Raw genomic sequence first — 17,771 nt, forward strand, 5'->3', positions numbered from 1 at the left:
TGTTTTTTACTTCAAAATTGTTAAATTTTTAGCAATATCCAGCAGAAAGCAGCCGGCTTATTTATAAAAGAATCCTCTGAACCTTTAAACTGTTTCAAGGTTTTTCTCTATAGGTATGTGCAGCTCTATCAGCCTGTAGAACCCATCCTCTTCCATTCCCCTGCCTATTAAAAGAGCTGATAGCGTTCCATTCTGGCGGTATCCTTTCTTCTCTAAATAGTCCAGGGCATCTACATAAAAGTTCTTATTAAACGCTCCGATCACTCCAAGATTTACATTCGTACACAGGCAATATTCTTCCGGAACGTACAGCATATTTTCCTTCTTTAAAATCTTTAGTTTGTCAAAATATCTCTTTTCAAAGGATAACTCCCAGATTTCTTTTCCATCTATATATTCAAAATAGACATCCCAGAATGGTATATTGGTATCGGAAAACAAGACTTTGCTCATTTCTTCCGGCAGGCAAATCTTTTCATAGCTGTCACCTTCTCCGGTAACAACATGGAAAAGATATCTTTCCGGTATACGTTTCACCCAATAATTACCCAAATTATAGCGCACCATTTTATTACGCTCTGTCACTTGGCAAATTAGCTCTGATAAAAGTGTCTTATAATCAATATCCTTAATCAGCTCATTGTAATATTTCAACAGATAATTCACTATCTTGTCATAATAGTTTTCTTCTTTTAATCCCCTGATGTTCTTGATGTTAATATTCCAGCCTTGATACTGGATTGCTTCCATTAAGAAAAAAACATCCATAGTGTCATAAGAACGATAATTATTTTCCTCTTTCCGCTTCGGGCTTATCATTCCTTTCTTCTCATAATAACGGATCATTTCTCTTGAAATATTAAGTATGTTTGAAACTTCTTTAATATTATATTCCATTTTCTCCTATTCTCCCGTTCTTATATCTCCAAATCAGCACCATATATTTCCAAGCAAATTCTATAGAAATTACGTTTATCCAAAGCCCACGGAATGCTGGCGTAAATTATAATTTCCAGCATATACATCTTTGGAAATTATATCATCCAGCATCATATCGGTCAATTTTTCTTTGGCCCGAAAACACTTAAAGTCTTCCTCCCCGCTTTTAACTTGGTGTTCTGTACTGCTGAAAAATTAATTCCCTTATATGAAACGAAACAAAGGCAAAGTCTACAGGCCATTTAAAATTGACCTATAGACTTTGCCACTTGATGGTTTTTATCATTACATTATCTATCAAAAACAATTTGCTTTCTATCTACAAAACAAAAGCTTTGCCTTCAGTATCCGTCCCAGTTATTGTAAATTGGCAGGTACTTAAATCCGCTTTCAATTCAGCTTCACAGCCATGGTTTCTCCAGGTGATTTCCAGCTCAGAATCTCTATGGCTAAAAGTCATCTCAGCATCAAATCCAAATGCAGGTGAATTGTTGCGGAATTTCAGCATTTCAATCTGCCTGCTTACTACCTCTTTCTCCATAAGCTCTTCCGCCAGCTCACCCTCGAGGTTGGTTCTGTTAATTTCCTTATGTCCCCCGGCAAGGGCAACTGCTTCCTTATCATTCTTTCCTGCAAATAAATCCAGATACCATACCTGAGGCTTTCCCGGCATGAACAGCTGCAGTGCTCTGGCCAGAAGCAGCTTCAGGTCGTCTTCTCCCAATGCACTGTAATAGGTGGCATTAATCTGATAATATACATTTTTCTGCCCATGAAGATTCTTTACCAAGCCACCGCGCCGTACAATTATGTCTATCAGTTTTTCAATCTCTTCATCAGGAATCATCCCTTTTAAATCCAGCAGCGGAATGCCATCATGACATCCCAGCATATTTACCACCCGGATATTGTTGTCCACCAGTTCCTTGGCCCATTTAGCCAGGGCGTCTCCCTTCTTGCTCTCCAGTGCATGAATAATCAAGCCCGGAAGAAAGAAATCATAGGTCATATAGCCTTTTTCTGCAAGTACCTTATAAATGCCTTCCCTGTAGCTGGCATGAATTTCCGGAAGCAGGTTCAATTCATACTTATCAGCAAGTCCCTGAACCCTTTCCAGCAGCTCCCAGGTCTCCGGGTCATTCAGAAAATTTTTCTTTCCCGGCCCTTTTGGTGCATAAGCAAATGCATCCAGGCGGACAATTTTTGCCCCATAGCCGGCCAGAGTCCTTAAGGTATTATCGTAATGCTCCCAAACCAGAGGAGACTTGATATTTAAATCCATCTGTCCAAGATATTTTTTTCGTGATTCCAGTAATTCTATGATTTTTTCCTGATACCTTTCAAAGCTGCCAAATTTGATTTCAGAAGGTTTTTTCCCAGCCACTAAAGCTTTGTTTACCATTTCTGCCAGAACCTCTGCCACACCGTACTGTATATCCATGGCGCCCATCAAATCCTGCTCATTTATCGGATCATAGCATACCTCCTGATAAAAGGTATTCCAGTAAGGAATGTTTCTTCCATCGGGCATACGCACCATTAAAATAGGCAGTCCCGGCTTGCGGAAAAACATGTTTTCAATTAACTCCGGGTCCGGCTGAATATATCCCTCTTCTGTCATCCTGCCATGTCCTTCCCAGAATTTGTTCCATTCAATGAAGAAATCACAGTACCTGGATTTTTCTCCATTTTTAATGATATCCTGGAATTGCTTTGACAGTACGGATGCATGATTCAGAATAAAATCCAGCTTCAGGTCAATACCCAGTTCTTCTAAGTCCCTCAGATCCTCACGGCTGGCCAGCAGCTCATTAAGCTCATAATCGATAACAGAAAATCCACGGTCCAGATCTGTATTATAAATACTGGGCAGAATATAGAAGGAGCGGAATACATCTTTTATTTCCGGCTTCTTTAAAAACCTAACAATATCCGAAAGTGTCCCGCCGACACTGTCCGGATATGCATTCAGCATCGGACCGTTATTATTCCTTGCTTCCATCTGCGCTCTCCTCCATTGCCCTGCAATACTGTTCGTAGTTTAATAACTCACCGCTTTTAGAAAGAATAATCCTGGCCTTATGGGCCTGGGAATGTAACATGGCCTGTTCAATTTCCAGGACCATTGTTGTAAAGGGACTGTCCGTAGCTCCGTCACGATTCCGGATTCTTCTGTATTCCATGGTCTCCTGGGGCGTACTGTTTAAAAGTATCGGAATATCAACGCCTTCATAATAGTCACTGTTGCCATGAGTCCATTCAATAATAAGTATTTGAATATCAGAGAAATCAACCTGCTCAAACCAGAGCTCCGTATCCGTTCTGCCCATTCGCTTTAACCATATCTTTTCGGCACCGGATTTAAATTTTAGAATTGTATCCGTCATATCATCAAAGCCTAATTCCAGATTGGTTCCCAGATATTTTTTCAAGCCTTCCTTCCCATTGCGGAGATAGGATTCATACCAGCTGTATTCTTCCAGGTGCTTTGTGTTGGCATCGTCCCCTTCGGTCTGAAATTTATGGATAATATCAAAGCGCTCCTTTGTATATGTATTTTCTCTCAGCATCCCTCTTAATGCACTTTCCCGAAATACATGAAGACGCTCCGCATCATTATACATAGGAATTTTGCGCGGATAATTATCGCCGGACAAAGTATAGCTTCCAATTCCAATCTGGTTAAAATAATAGGATAATAAGGAAGCAATAGCAGATTTTCCTGCCCCTGAGCCTCCGCATACAGTCAACACTCCCTTTTTCTGCTGTTCCAAAACCGGATACAGCTGCTTTAACAGCTCAGGGAAAATTACATTGGCCTTGGCAATATGCCCCTCCACAATACTGACCTTATCTCCCGGCATGTCTCCGCAGGGGATGTCCCCGGGTATTTCCGGAGCCTCCCAGATATTGTTCTGCCTTATTATTTCCAAATTATTATTTTGCTCGCTTGTAGTCTTTTTCATAGTTTCCTCTCACTTTTAAATTCTTTACATAGTTATCCTTTCAGTATTTCTATCTGCCCCAGGATTCCTTGGGTTTCTCCCATTCACCTTTCCCCACACAAGCTGATATAAATAACCTTCTTATAAATTCTCACCATTGCAGGAAATAACGTCTCTGTAAAAATATCCGGAATCCTTCATCGTTCTTTTCTGTGTCTGATAATCTACATAAATTAATCCAAAGCGCTCTGAATATCCATATGCCCATTCAAAATTATCCATGCTGCTCCAGGAAAAATACCCCAGCAAATCAATTCCCTCATTTGCCCCGCGTTTATATTCCTTCAAATAGCGGTGCATAAAATCAATTCTGCTGCTATCATGAACCTTTCCATCCAAAGCAATCCAGTCATGGGAGGACATTCCATTTTCTGTGATGATTAAAGGCTTTTGATATCTCTCAGATAAAAACCTTGGTGCCCAGTACATACACTCCGGTGTTACCGGCCACTGAATGGCTGTTTTCGGAAATCCCTCTGGCCGTTTTACACGAACCGGATTGCCGTTTTTATCGGCTTTTACCATTACGGCATTGTACATATTCTGGCCATAAAAATCCAGCGGCTGGGAAATCAGTGCCATATCTTCCTTTGTAATTTCAGGCAGATATTCTCCAAAATATTCATAAACTTCCTTCGGATATTCCTGCCGGAATACAGGGTCACACCACAGGGCAATATTCCAGACACAGTCCTCTAAGGAATTATTCGTTAAATGGAACGTAGCTTTCCTGGCAGCCATAATATCTGCTTCCGATTCGGAAGCAGGATAATACAATGCACTGCATGGAGCCATGCCGATTTTTACCGGACGAACTGCGTGTTCGCGAATGGCTTTTACTGCCATTCCATGGGCTTTCAGCAGATTGTGCCAGATTGTAAAAAATCCAGCCGCTCCAACCTTTAATCCCGGTGCGTGTACTCCTGTCAGATAACCCAGTCCAGCTATGCACTGGGGTTCATTTATGGTAATAAAATGCTCTACACGGTCAGAAAAATGCTTTGCCAGTATTGCTGCATATTTATAAAAAAGCTCCGGGATATCCGGGTTCATCCATCCTCCCTTTTTCTGGAGTTCATAGGGCAGATCCCAATGATACAGTGTGATATAGGGCTGAATATTATTAGCAAGCAGTTCATCCACCAAATTATCATAATACTCCAATCCCCTGGCATTTACTTCCCCTTCCCCGTCAGGAAGGATTCTTGGCCAGCTGATGGAGAAACGGTAAGCCTGAATTCCTATATCCTTCATCATTTTAACATCTTCCCTGTAACGGTGATACTGGTCGCAGGAAATATCACCGTTCTGATTTTCATAGATCTTTCCGTCTTCTCTGCAAAATACATCCCAGATACTTAAGCCTTTTCCCTCTTCCCGTGGGGCACCTTCCACCTGGTAGGAGGCATTGGCTGCCCCCCAGACAAAATCTTTTCGAAATCCCATTTTCTTCACCTCCTTTTATTTCTGCCTATTGCTCATACGTATGATAAACATCATAAATTTTCCACTGCTGTGCATCCATTGCATCCGGTTCTAAAGCATTCTCTGTCTTACAAAGCTCAAGGGTCACCGGGCTTGCAGCTGTAACAGCAAATACATTTTTATTCAATATTCTATCTGCCTTTTTATCCTCCAGCATACAATAGGGAGCAAAGGATTTTGCTGTTAATTCCAACTGATTTTCTGCATTCACCGTCAGCTGAAGCTCAGGGTCTTCCAGCTTAAGATATTTAACCGGGACAAATACCTCCCACTCTTCTCTGCCCTGCTGTTCCTCTCCATATTGATACTCCATCATTACAAAAACCGAATCATCCCGTCCCTCAATCAGGGATTGATAGTCCTTTGTAAAAATACATGCTGCACTTAACGAATCAATTGTCTCAGACACCTGAATCTGGTCCAGCACCTCAAAATCCAGTGTTTTTAACGTTATCCTTCCTTTTATCTGACATGGCTCTGTTGTCTCGTTAGAAATCCAGAAACGGCACACAGTACCCTCTCTTTCAATACTTCCCGCTACCGGTGCATAGAATTCTCTTGCCATATAATGAAGGGCTTTATATCTTCCGTAGTAATCCATACTGGACCAGGAAGCTACCGGCCAGTTATCATTGAACTGCCAGTATATGCTGCCCATGCAGCGGCCTCTGTTTCTCCGCCAGTGCTCCACGCCTGATTTAATGGCATATCCCTGTATTACCTGGCTTAAGAATACCAGATTTTCCAGATTCTTTGGATATCGGAAGGTTTCCGACAGGTAATAAAGAATCTTTCCATTTGCCGCCGGATTTTTCTGATGGCTTTCCATCACACGGGAAAACAGATTCCTGTCCTCTTCTTTTGTAAAAGCCTCTATTGTTTTAATCGATGGCAGTGACTGGAATCCAAATTCCGAGCAAAAACGAAAGAAATGCTTCCGATACTCTGTATAAGGCTTCTGTCCATGCCATACATCCCAGTAATGACTGTCCCCCCGGTTCTCATCTCCGGGATCGTCAAAGCTTCCGCCTGACGAAGGGGAGGAGGGCCAGTAAAATACATCAGGTGCATATTCTGCCACCGCATTGGCAAGATAATATTCAAACTGCAGTAAATAATCCTTCTTCAGGGAAGGTGCATGATCCTTCATATCTTTCCATTCCAGCCATGCCACCTCCATCTCGTTATTTCCGCAAATCAGTCCCAGACAGGGATGGTTCCGGAATCGGATAAGGTTGTCCTTTGCTTCCTCCACGATATTTTCGATAAATGCATCATCCAGATCATACACATTACAGGCATACATAAAATCCTGCCATAAAATGATTCCATATTTATCACATAATTCATAAAAATCATCAGAGGGGTAATATCCGCCTCCCCATACACGCAGGGAATTGAAATTGGCATATACGGCAGCTTCCACATCTCTTTTTAAAACCTCATGGGTAATCTTAGGGTAAAAGCAGTCATCCGGAATATAATCAGCACCACGGGCAAAGATTTTCACCCCATTAACCATAAAGGCAAATTCCTTTCCCCACTGGTCTTCTTCCTGGGATACCGTTAATCTGCGGAGGCCAATTGTATATGTTTTTTTCTGTGGCTCTTCACCAGGAATGTTCAGCATTGCTTCTACGGAATATAGAGGCTGTTTTCCATATCCGTTAGGCCACCATAATTCCGGTTTTTCAATGGATATCTCAGTTTTGGTTCCATGATATAGGCACGCACCCGCAGGGTCCAGCACCCGATAACAAATTTCAGCCTTGGTATCCGTTCCGCCGGATATTTCTGTGGACAGAAGCAAGGTCACCTGTTCCTTTGTCCAAGCCTGACGAATAAGTGTCTCTCCCAGCTTTGCTTCTCCATAGGCACAAAATTCGATGTTTCCATAGATTCCGCAATCAGGGAGCTGAGGGCCCCAATCCCAGCCAAACATACAATGTGCTTTTCTCAAATACTGTTCGCCAAGCAAGGTCCCGGTATTCGCCATGGTTATTTCCCGTCCCTTTGCAGGCTTACGGCTTTCAATGAATTCCAGGGCAGAGAAAAATTTGACAGAAAGTTTGTTTTCCCCTTCTTTTATCCACTCTTTGCAGGGAAATACATAGCTGCGGTGCATATTTTCAACATGGCCCAGTTTCTTATCATTTATATAGATATCCGCAAGGGTATCCACTCCATGAAAGACCAATTCCATGTTTTGATTTTGGTATTCCTCCGGTGTTACCTTTAATATTCCTTCTATTTCAAAGTCATTTCTTAAAAATTCCTTTACCTCATATTCATTCATTCCATCAAAGGGGTCCGGAATCACTCCCTGCTCCACAAATGTTGTCATAGCAGAGCCTGGAATAGAAAACGGATACCATTGGTCTTTTCCGGCTATCCTTATCCGAAATTGATCGTTCATCACTCTTTTCACCATTATTCCCTCCTTCAAATTATAATTCTTCATAGACAAAAGCTTCAAAATCCGCATATTCCGAATGCTTCTGCAAATCGCAGACAGCCATTCCAACAAAAGCTCCGGTAAAACCATCTGCATAGTCGTCCGATAAAACCTCTGTTCTTAAGGGCTCTCCCAAATCCTTAATCACTCCGTCTTCTACATAGGAAAAAGCAGTTCTGTTATCTGAAACCTTTAATTGGATGCAGTATTTCTCTGCATGAATTTCATTCTGAGCAATCCAGGCTGTCTTACCGGAAATTACTGTAATGAGGTTTATCGTAGCAACTGCTTTCTCTTCATCGTATGAAACAAATGCGTAATACTGGTTTTTCTCATCATATCGGTATATAAGTCCTGCGGAATGCTGAAATGATTTTGGCCGGAAGGTAAAGGTCGCCTCTGCCTGAAACTTCAAGGACGACTGCCTTCTGGCAATCAGCGCCTGATCAAATCTTGAATAGACAGATTCCCTTCCATAGATCCGAATACAGCCCTGCTTCTCTTTTATAGTCATTCCAAGCTTATTCCATGGCTTCCGCAATGTCTGGAAATCCCTGAGAAACTCTTCTTCCTGAAAAGAATACACCACTCTTTTTTCCTGTTCATTTATAGCCCCTCCCATTCCTTCAAAGGAATTTTCCGGAATATATGTGCCATTTTTCAGATAAGGCCAGTCATTTCTCCATACAATTTCCTGAATCGCAGTTTCGCGCCCCATAGGACAATACTCCGTTCCCGGAATAGTACGTGCACAAAGATGCGACAGAAACCATCTGCCATCCGCCGCTTCACAAAAGCAGCCATGGCCGGCCTTTTTCAAGTAACAATTCTCAATCCCTATTTCCCGTTTCTCCTCCTGCACCAGCCTCCGCTCCCTGGTACCTCCCCAGGAAGAGAGCACGGGATTTTGGGGGTGTACCTCATAAGGGCCTGTAAGGCTGCGGCTCCTGGCTACCGTAACTGCATGGAACCACCCGGTTCCGCCTTCCGCACTAACCAGATAATAGTAGCCCTTCTTCTTAAAAATCTGGGGTCCTTCCGTGCTTCCAATAGTGGTTCCCTGAAATATTTTCACAGGATTTCCAACCAATTCTGCCCGTTCGCTGTTATACTCCTGCAGCAGAATTCCTGTAAACGGATGTTCTCCGCAGCAAACCTTCTGATAGTTCCATTCCATGTTTACAATCCATTTACTTCCATCCTCTTCATGAAAAATCGAAGGGTCGAAGCCGCTGGAATTTAAGTAGACCGGCTTACTCCATTTGCCTCTGATATCTTTCGCCTTTATCAGATAATTGGAGACGTCCATTACCGGATTTTCTCTTGCACCGTGAACAACCGTATAAATCAGATAAAAATAGCTTCCGTCGTGGCTTATATGAGGTGCCCAGATTCCATCCGATGCACAACATCCCGCCAGCTCTGCTTTATCCACATCATCCAGCGGAGCCGTAAGGTATTCCCAATTCATTAAATTCGTGGAATGGTAAATACGTACACCAGGAAACCATTCAAATGTCGATACCGCTATAAAATAATCATTTCCAACTCGAAGCATGGACGGATCGGGATGAAACCCCTTTAATACCGGATTCTCACAGTGCATTGCCATATCTCCTTTCAGTCCGATTCTACCTATATATTTATCTAAAAATCATTTCTGATCCTATTTCCCCATTTCTCCCGAAAAAACAGGAATCTAAACAACTGGGCCCTTATACACTAATCCCCATGCATGTCGCAAGCTTCCTTGCGATACTGCTTACCATTGAATGGATTCCTTATTTTTTATTTTTATCAGTTGTTTTTCGATACACGTGGTCATATAAATATGAAATTCCAATTGTTTTATATTCATACAATAGCTTATACTCTGTATCCATAACTACTTTCTTTCCAATAGAAGGGTCTTTCATGATGTGCTTTGCAGCTTCTGCATAGTCCTCAATCAAATCCTTTGACAACGGGCATTCATGATGCCCCGGCCAGATATTGTCATAATCCTTTTGACAGGATAATAGTTTTTCAGCTGAGGCCTTTACATCCTCCACCGCAGCAGAATGAGAAAAATACACCAGTATCTCCCGGTTACATATAGTATCGCCGGAAAAAAGATACCTGTTCTTTCTATCCAGGAGGCAAATACTCCCCCTGGTATGTCCAGGAGCAGCGATTACTTCCAGCTTTCTTCCGCCCAGTTCAAGTACATCGTGCTCTTTCAGAAACGAATAAGCCCCGGGAGCTTTTGCCTCCTTCATATATTTCTTTTCTTCCTCTGATAGGGAAACCTGAAACAATTCACTGAATTTTTGTATCATGGCAGCCCGGTTCTCTCCGTTAAAGCCCTCCTCCATAACTTCAACATCTGCTTCACAGATTTTGCAGCTGTTAAATTCGGCAGCACATCCGGTATGGTCAAAATGTCCGTGGGAGAGCACCACGGTCACGGGCTTATCCGTAAGGGAAGAAACAATTTCCTTTAGTCCGCTGAATCCATTTCCAGCATCAAAAAGAACAGCTTCTTCTTCCCCTTCGATTAAATAAAGGTAAGTTCGGAATAAATCCTCCAGTTGCCAGGTGCTGTCATCTATTTTTCTGATTTTGTAATTTTCCATTAACCTTTCACACTTCCTGCTACAATACCTTCAATAATATATCTCTGTCCTACAAGATATAAGATGAGTACCGGAAGCATGGTCAGAACAAGACCGGCCATCATTGGTGAATAGTCTGCGGAATGGGTAGTCAAAAACGCATATGTCATCAAGGGTAAGGTCTTAACTTCCTTTAAGGAAAGGAAGGTACTTGCCAGTATATAATCATTCCAGATAGAAAGAGCCGTAAATACCACACAGGTAATCGTAATCGGCTTTAATAAAGGAAAGATAATGTTAAAGAAGGTTCTCTCGGAGGAAGCACCGTCAATCACCGCAGCCTCATCCAATTCTTCCGGTATTCCGCCAACAAATCCGCAATATAAGAAGGTGGGAAAAGGAATATTTAATCCAATATGCAGCAATGTTACCAGAAGAATATTATTCGTGAGCCCAAACCAGGAACCGTAAATCTTTACTAAGGGAATCATAATGACCTGGAAGGGGATGACCATAGCCGCAACCAATAACATAAAAATGATTCTGTTTATTTTCCATTTCTTACGGGAAAGCACATAGGCATTCATCGCGCTTAAAACAGCACTGAAAGCTGTAGCTATCACACAGATAATCAGGGAATTTAAAAATGCATGTGAAAAATTCATCGTCTGAAATGCATTTGCATAATTTGACCATTTTACCTTTACGGGCCAGCTAAAAGGATTCGCTACGAATTCCTGGGATTCCTTCAAACTATTGATGATAACCAGGAAGAACGGCATAAAAAACAAAATAGCCAACAACAGTACAATTAGAAATACAAATACCGCAGAAATACTTTTCTTTTTCTTCATTATGCCGACACCTCCTTTTTCTTAGACATTGTAACCTGTATCAGGGAAATCACTGCGACTATTACAAATAATACAACTGCTTCCGCCTGTCCTTTTCCATATTCAAAATTGCTGAAGGCTGTCTGATAAATCTTGTAGGCTAACAATTCTGTTGTCTTGTAGGGCCCTCCGGCTGTTAATGACAGGTTTACATCAAAGGACATAAAAGCTTTTGATATAGCAATAAAGGTACAAATAGTAATGGAAGAACGAATCATTGGCAGCTTTATGAAACGAAACAGCTGAAACTTTGCTGCTCCGTCAATAGAAGCAGCTTCCAGCATATCATTGGGTATATTCGTAAGACCTGCAACATAGATGACCATCAGGTATCCGCTTAACTGCCATACAGTTACAATAATCAGCGCTGCCATAGCCGTATTGGGACTTGTCAGCCATGAAGTTAATAACAGTTTCCAGCCGGTTACCGCACCAACCCGGGTTAAGGCAAAGGAAAATATATAGTTCCAGATATATCCCATAATAATACCGCCAATCATATTGGCCGCAAAAAAACAGGTACGGAAAAAGCTCTGCATCCGTATTCCATAGGTCAGCAATAATGCCAGACAGATGCCGATAATATTACTTAATACCACTACAAAGAATACGTAAAGAAAGGTTCTTCCCAGGGATACAAGAAAAGCTTTATCTGTAAAAATATCCAGGTAATTTTTAAATCCTACCATATTATAGGAGGAAGACAATCCATTCCAATCTGTGAATGTTAAATAGAGTCCATAGAATAATGGCACAATTACAACCAATCCCCAGATAAGCACTGACGGCACTACAAATTCACAAAACAATCTTATATCTTTCTTCTTTTTTTTCATAATTTACCACCTATTTAAAATGTGCGTTGAAACAATGCTCAGTGACTTTTATAATCTTTAAAATATGGAGATGATATTATCATCTCCATATTTTTTCATCTTCAGCTATTCAGCTGTTATCACTTTTTATTCTGTGCTTTCCAGTAATCCTCAATAGCGCCTGCTGCCTTATCTCTGTCAAATTCCTTCACTAAATACCGCTGCATTACAGCTCCGTTTTCTGACCAGAAATCAGAAGGAAGCAATAAGCTGAAGGCATATGTGCTATAGGTTGCCTGATTCTGAATATAGGACTGTGTAGACTGTACAATGGGACTTGAATAAGTAACTTTACTGTCTTTATAAGGAAGTGCTACCTGTAACAAATCTGCCATTGCCTGCTGATTTCCGAAGCATAAGTATTCAACAAGCTTCTTACCGGCTGCCTGCTGTGCGGCATCAGAATGGCTCGCATCTATGCTGTATCCTTTGGAAGGAAATACACCTAACTGCTGGTTGATTGCATCCTTGGGATCATCCGTTAAAGGGCAGGGCATAATGCCGTATTCATCATCAGCAGTAGCAACTTTGGAAAGATAGCTCCATCCCCAGTCTCCCATGAACCACATTGCAACATCGCCCTTAGCCATAGCCTGTCCGTCGATATCAGTATTTCCAACTAAAGGATCAGATGAATTATAGTTGTATTTTGCAATAACATCAAATGTACCCATAACACTGTTCCATGCCGCATCCTTCTTTAAATCAACCTTTCCGGCTTTCAGATCATTAATAAAAGCAAGCTGCTGGTCAGCTGTTCCTCTGATTCCTGTAAATACCTGGCTTAAGTAATGAGAACCTAAGGACCAGTCAACACCGGTGAACATAATCGGACTTACTCCGCCTTTTTTAATCTTTTCACAAAGGGCTGCTAAATCACTGGTGCTTTTGATTGTACTGGGATCAAATTTTTCTCCTGTTGCTTTTTCAATGGTTGTTTTATTATATAAAATACCCATTGCCTGAACAGAGTTCGGAATACCATAAATTTTTCCGTCATCACTTTTGAAAACATCTAAATATGCGCTGTCGATTTTATCCATCCATGTATCGGTAGAAGAATCATATGGAAGCATATTTTCTTTGTTCTCACGAATATCTACAGGATCCATAACTGCTACTGTGGGAGCTTCACCACTGGCATAAAGAGTCATCCATTTCTGTTTCTCACTGCTGTCATATGCAATATAGTTTACGGTAATATTAGGATTTGCCTTCATAAATTCGTCGCATAATGCTTCAAATTCTTTATCTTTTCCGGGAATCGTGGTATATAGGGAAATCGTTGTCTTTGCATCTTCTTTTGAAGATTCCGAATTGCTATTCGAACCACCACCGTTGCTGTTGCTATTATTGCTGTTATTGCTTTTACTGCCGCAAGCCATTAATGATATTGCCATAATAGACACAAGAGCACATGATACAATTTTTGTAACAAGTTTCTTTTTCATTTTCCATCCTCCATAAATTAAATCTTATTTTATTTAAGCCTTTCAGCATAAATACACCTTTATCCAATTCTTCTGGTAGAGTTACGTCTTAACACCTTGTAGGGATAATACAGCCATTTTTTTTCTTCCCCGGAATCGCATTCCCTGAATAACTGCTCACAAAGGATCTTACCTCTGTCATAGCTTCTCACAGTAGATAGAGGAAGCTCAAATAAATTAGACACCGAGTCATCAAATCCAAATACCGAAACATCCTCCGGAACTTTAATCTTAACTGATTCCAGATACCTGATAGCGCCGACAGCAATTAAATCACTGCCCGATATAACAGCAGTTGGTAAGGATAAGTTATTTTCATAAATCTTCTGCATCCCTTTTTTACCAGCCTCTAAGGAGAATTCCCCATGCACGATATAGGAATCCGGAACTTCCAATCCATTTTCTTTCATCGTGTCAAGAAAACCTTTTAATCTTAGTTTGTTGTTCGTATAGTCATTTTCTTCTCCGCCGATATAAGCAATACGCCTATGTCCTTCATGAATCAGAAAATTTGTAACATCAATGGCTGCATGGTAACTGTCATCTGTAATCGTGGTAAATTCGCAGGCTTCCGACTCCACTCCCTGCTGGGCCAGAATAACCGGGCACTCAAACTTTCTTAAACATTTTAAGATTTCTTCATCCAGGCTGACTCCCATGAAAATGATGCCATCAACATTTCTTTCCTGCAATTTGTTCAGAAGTGCTACCGCTTTTTTATTACTATAATCATAATCACAGTTCATTACGATTTTGTTGTTTTTCATACAGCACTGGTCAATTTCTCTTAAAATAGTTGCGGTGACCGGATTTGTTAAATCAGCCTCAACAACCGCAATCACATCTGTTCTTTGTGTTATTAAGCTTCTTGCTGCCGCATTTGGCACATAATTAAGTTTTTCAACGCTTTTCATAACCCGTTCCTTTAAGTCATCACTGACTGTCTTGGAACCGTTCATCACCCTGGAAACTGTTGATATAGATACCTTCGCATCTTCTGCTATATCACTAATCGTTGCTGACATAACTTACATATCCTTTCTGGGAAATCGTTTTCTTATCGTGTTCTTATCATAGCCTTTTCTTTAAATTCTGTCAACATTTTTATCTAAATTATTCTTAGTTTCGTCATACTACTACAAATTATTCTTATATTTTTGTGCATATTGAATAAATATTTTTCAGGAAAACCTTTTCCTGAGTGCTTTTCTTATAGCATATGTATTTTCCTCCCAGATTTCTTATTCATTTTATTTCCAGGTGCTTACAAAAAGGGAATGTTTACAGCATTAAATCTGCTTACGGTATTATGTGATAATATGGTCGTTATTAGTATTTTTATTATCAATATGTACAAAAAAACAGCACGCATCCACTTTACTTCGTAAGGACAGCGTGCCGCTTTAAGTCCGTATTTATGTATTTATTTAGCTGTAAGCTTTATCTGGTTTTCACTTCATTTAATCACTCTGAAGACAGCTTAATTACTTTTATCCAATTTATAATCGTATCAAGCGCCAGTTTTGTGTTTGATAAGCAATCCTATTCTGATTATCGTTGTTTATCTATACAAATTTCAGAAAGTTGATGGGGCCGCTGTTTAATTCCGCAATGAAGGATTTGAAGGGTGCTTTAAAGATACGGAAGAGTACTGAAACAAAAATCCACATTAAATAAAAGCTTCTTAGTACTGCAATAAAAAAAGGGCCTTGATCTATCGCCATTTAAGTGATAGATCAAAGTCCCTTTTTTACTATTTATTTTTTATAAAACTAATTTCTGAGAGCCTACTGCCAGTTAACACTTACTGTAGCCGTGCCGGTTGCAGGTGTTTTGAAAGTATGATTGCTTCCGCTCTCCCAAGTTATATTGCCACTGCCATCCTTCTTAATAAACTTATACTCTATGTTTGTTCCGGCCGGTACATTTACATCCATAAACCAGGTAGGGTATAAGCCGATTGTAGCAGTGGAATTATAGATAGGTCCTATTGCTTTGGCTGCGTTCCAGTTGCCAAGTTCATAGCAATTCCCCACCAGATATACATTGGTTCCCAATGCTGTTGTTGCATTATTGACCATAAATCTGACAGAAACCTGAACTCCTGTTAATACCTGATATCCATCATAGGCATTGCTGGTTGTCCCGGAAGATGTCGTTACATAAATTTTATATTTTCCTGCTGCAACACTTGGTACTGTTACTTTAATCATAGTATCAGACCATAAATTAACTGTTGCTGCAGCTGTATCAAATTTAACAGCACCCGTTGAATCCCCAAAACCTTCACCGGTAATTGTTATAACATTACCTGCTTTACCCATGTTAGGATCTACATTTCCGATAATCGGTGCAGATGCACCTGGTGCCGTATACTCCCATACTGCAGATTCACCGGCAGCTAATTGAAAGGCAGTTACAGCTTTATTACCGGCGACTGTGATATTATTACCTCCTAATAATCCCTGCATTACATCATTATAGTTTCCTGCCGGGAGATTGGTATATAATCCTGTAATGTCATAGCCTGTGTCAGAGCTTCTGTTCACTGCTGTTAATACTACACTGTTACCAAATTGGCGCTCATAGATATACACATCATTGTTTACCCAGCGCTCTACTGTCGTTCCATAAGCCAATGCGGGATTGGATTTGCGTAATGGTGCAATTTTACTGATTGCCTGATAGGCTGTTGATGCTGTACTGAAGGAAGTCATATCTCCGCGGTTATAGGGATCTGCACTACCTGTCATATACTGTTCGGAACCATAGTAAATATTCGGCACGCCACGGGAAGTCAGCATAATAACATAGGCATTTTCTACCGCTCTTGCATTATTGCCCGATACTGTCATAAACCGGCTCATATCATGACTATCCATGAAGGTTACCTGATCATTTACCTCATCAAAATCCGTACTGGTGCCTGAAACAACACTGCTTAAATCTACCATGGTGCCGGTTTTGCTGCCCAATGCATTACGAAGTGCGTTGGCAAACCGAAAGTCCAGGAGGCTCATGCCTGAAGTATTTGTAAAATTGGAAGATTCCGCATCATTTGTAATACCGCCGTAGTACCATTCACCAAAGGTAAATACACCTTCCCTGGAATAAATACTGGCAAGCCAGTTCTTCAGCCATCCATAAGACATATGCTTCACGGCATCTACACGAATACCATCCACTCCAAGGCCAATCCACATATCAGCGGAATCCTTCATGTATTTATCAACCGTACTATTCTGCTGGTTTAAATCAGAAAGCCCATAAATACTATGATAAATCTGGTTTTCAGCCGTGCCGAAATCCGACCATTCTTTTTCATGGTTAAATATACCCTGGCTGTCATTGGAATAAGTGCTTACCAAAGAGCCATCCCGGTATAATGCACCATCCTCGCCATATACGCCTGTTGAAGTGTGATTTGGCACAAAATCGATGACAATCTTAATGCCGTGGGCATGTGCAACGGAAATTAGTTCCTGAAAATCACTTAAGGAGCCAAAGGCTGCATTTGTCTGGAAAAAATCTTTTCCCCAATACCCATGATAGGACGCATTATTATTGGAGCCATCAATTACCGTAATATTTTTGACGGGTGAAGAAATCCAAAGAGCCGTAACACCAAGCCCGGTCAGATAACCATCTTCGATCTTATCAATAATACCCTTCCAGTCCCCTCCATGATACTTGGTCAAATCGCTGGTATTAAAAACATTTCCCGTAGGATTATTGGTTTTATCACCATCATAAAAACGGTCTGTAACAATTTGATAAATGACATCCGTAGAGAAGCTTGCCTTATTTGTAACATCCGTATCCTGTACTGAAGTTGCTAAGGAAACAGTTGTAGAACCCAATACACCATATGCCACCAGAACAAACAGCAGCGAAGCCATTATTACCACTATTTTACGTATAAATTTCTTACTTGTATTATCTGACACTTGCCTCATAAATCTACCCCTCTCTAAATTTAATTAATCATTAGCGTAATCGTTTCCAATACATTTTAAAAACCTTTGTCTTACCATG

Annotated in this window: 12 protein-coding genes; all 12 read right to left on the minus strand. The window is 40.8% G+C overall.

Going from position 1 to position 17,771, the window contains the following annotated elements; translation table 11 throughout:
* Window positions 1–84: 84 nt before the first annotated feature.
* On the minus strand, window positions 85–897 hold the full coding sequence (locus tag BUB77_RS09250; protein WP_073275047.1) for a MerR family transcriptional regulator: 813 nt from the start codon (window positions 895–897) through the stop codon (window positions 85–87).
* 361 nt (window positions 898–1,258) lie between these two features.
* Window positions 1,259–2,941 (minus strand): alpha-amylase family protein, encoded by a 1,683-nt coding sequence (locus tag BUB77_RS09255; protein ID WP_073275049.1) that lies wholly within the window; start codon window positions 2,939–2,941, stop codon window positions 1,259–1,261.
* Window positions 2,925–3,905 carry an adenylyl-sulfate kinase gene (locus BUB77_RS09260; RefSeq protein ID WP_242962438.1) on the minus strand — a complete coding sequence of 327 codons (981 nt, stop codon included), beginning with the start codon at window positions 3,903–3,905 and terminating at the stop codon, window positions 2,925–2,927. Before BUB77_RS09260 ends, BUB77_RS09255 begins: the two co-directional genes overlap by 17 nt.
* A 120-nt stretch (window positions 3,906–4,025) precedes the next feature.
* A complete protein-coding gene (locus tag BUB77_RS09265; protein WP_073275052.1) occupies window positions 4,026–5,390 on the minus strand; it encodes a GH1 family beta-glucosidase in 1,365 nt (454 codons plus the stop codon).
* 25 nt (window positions 5,391–5,415) lie between these two features.
* Window positions 5,416–7,860: a glycoside hydrolase family 2 protein gene (locus BUB77_RS09270; protein ID WP_170866621.1), complete on the minus strand. Its 2,445-nt coding sequence runs from the start codon at window positions 7,858–7,860 to the stop codon at window positions 5,416–5,418.
* A gap of 16 nt (window positions 7,861–7,876) precedes the next feature.
* Entirely contained in the window at window positions 7,877–9,490 is a 1,614-nt protein-coding gene (locus BUB77_RS09275) for a glycoside hydrolase family 43 protein (RefSeq protein ID WP_073275056.1), read from the minus strand.
* A 175-nt stretch (window positions 9,491–9,665) separates the two neighbouring features.
* On the minus strand, window positions 9,666–10,499 hold the full coding sequence (locus BUB77_RS09280; protein ID WP_073275058.1) for an MBL fold metallo-hydrolase: 834 nt from the start codon (window positions 10,497–10,499) through the stop codon (window positions 9,666–9,668).
* Window positions 10,499–11,332 (minus strand): carbohydrate ABC transporter permease, encoded by an 834-nt coding sequence (locus BUB77_RS09285; protein ID WP_073275060.1) that lies wholly within the window; start codon window positions 11,330–11,332, stop codon window positions 10,499–10,501. Before BUB77_RS09285 ends, BUB77_RS09280 begins: the two co-directional genes overlap by 1 nt.
* A complete protein-coding gene (locus tag BUB77_RS09290; RefSeq protein ID WP_073275062.1) occupies window positions 11,332–12,207 on the minus strand; it encodes a carbohydrate ABC transporter permease in 876 nt (291 codons plus the stop codon). The genes BUB77_RS09285 and BUB77_RS09290 overlap by 1 nt, the downstream gene beginning before the upstream one ends.
* Before the next feature lie 119 nt (window positions 12,208–12,326).
* On the minus strand, window positions 12,327–13,697 hold the full coding sequence (locus BUB77_RS09295) for an ABC transporter substrate-binding protein (protein ID WP_073275064.1): 1,371 nt from the start codon (window positions 13,695–13,697) through the stop codon (window positions 12,327–12,329).
* Window positions 13,698–13,756: 59 nt separating this feature from the next.
* Window positions 13,757–14,761, minus strand: coding sequence for a LacI family DNA-binding transcriptional regulator (locus BUB77_RS09300; RefSeq protein WP_073275066.1), 1,005 nt, complete (start codon window positions 14,759–14,761; stop codon window positions 13,757–13,759).
* A gap of 762 nt (window positions 14,762–15,523) precedes the next feature.
* Complete coding sequence (locus BUB77_RS09305) at window positions 15,524–17,692, minus strand: alpha-amylase family glycosyl hydrolase (protein WP_073275068.1); 2,169 nt, start codon at window positions 17,690–17,692, stop codon at window positions 15,524–15,526.
* Window positions 17,693–17,771 lie beyond the last annotated feature (79 nt).

This window comes from Anaerocolumna jejuensis DSM 15929, assembly GCF_900142215.1.
Classification (GTDB): domain Bacteria; phylum Bacillota; class Clostridia; order Lachnospirales; family Lachnospiraceae; genus Anaerocolumna; species Anaerocolumna jejuensis.

Excerpts from the sequence above, each read along its gene's own strand:
- BUB77_RS09250 (WP_073275047.1), bottom strand. The coding sequence starts at position 897 with ATGGAATATAATATTAAAGAAGTTTCAAACATACTTAATATTTCAAGA.
- BUB77_RS09255 (WP_073275049.1), bottom strand. The coding sequence starts at position 2,941 with ATGGAAGCAAGGAATAATAACGGTCCGATGCTGAATGCATATCCGGAC.
- BUB77_RS09260 (WP_242962438.1), bottom strand. The coding sequence starts at position 3,905 with ATGAAAAAGACTACAAGCGAGCAAAATAATAATTTGGAAATAATAAGG.
- BUB77_RS09265 (WP_073275052.1), bottom strand. The coding sequence starts at position 5,390 with ATGGGATTTCGAAAAGATTTTGTCTGGGGGGCAGCCAATGCCTCCTAC.
- BUB77_RS09270 (WP_170866621.1), bottom strand. The coding sequence starts at position 7,860 with ATGGTGAAAAGAGTGATGAACGATCAATTTCGGATAAGGATAGCCGGA.
- BUB77_RS09275 (WP_073275056.1), bottom strand. The coding sequence starts at position 9,490 with ATGCACTGTGAGAATCCGGTATTAAAGGGGTTTCATCCCGATCCGTCC.
- BUB77_RS09280 (WP_073275058.1), bottom strand. The coding sequence starts at position 10,499 with ATGGAAAATTACAAAATCAGAAAAATAGATGACAGCACCTGGCAACTG.
- BUB77_RS09285 (WP_073275060.1), bottom strand. The coding sequence starts at position 11,332 with ATGAAGAAAAAGAAAAGTATTTCTGCGGTATTTGTATTTCTAATTGTA.
- BUB77_RS09290 (WP_073275062.1), bottom strand. The coding sequence starts at position 12,207 with ATGAAAAAAAAGAAGAAAGATATAAGATTGTTTTGTGAATTTGTAGTG.
- BUB77_RS09295 (WP_073275064.1), bottom strand. The coding sequence starts at position 13,697 with ATGAAAAAGAAACTTGTTACAAAAATTGTATCATGTGCTCTTGTGTCT.
- BUB77_RS09300 (WP_073275066.1), bottom strand. The coding sequence starts at position 14,761 with ATGTCAGCAACGATTAGTGATATAGCAGAAGATGCGAAGGTATCTATA.
- BUB77_RS09305 (WP_073275068.1), bottom strand. The coding sequence starts at position 17,692 with ATGAGGCAAGTGTCAGATAATACAAGTAAGAAATTTATACGTAAAATA.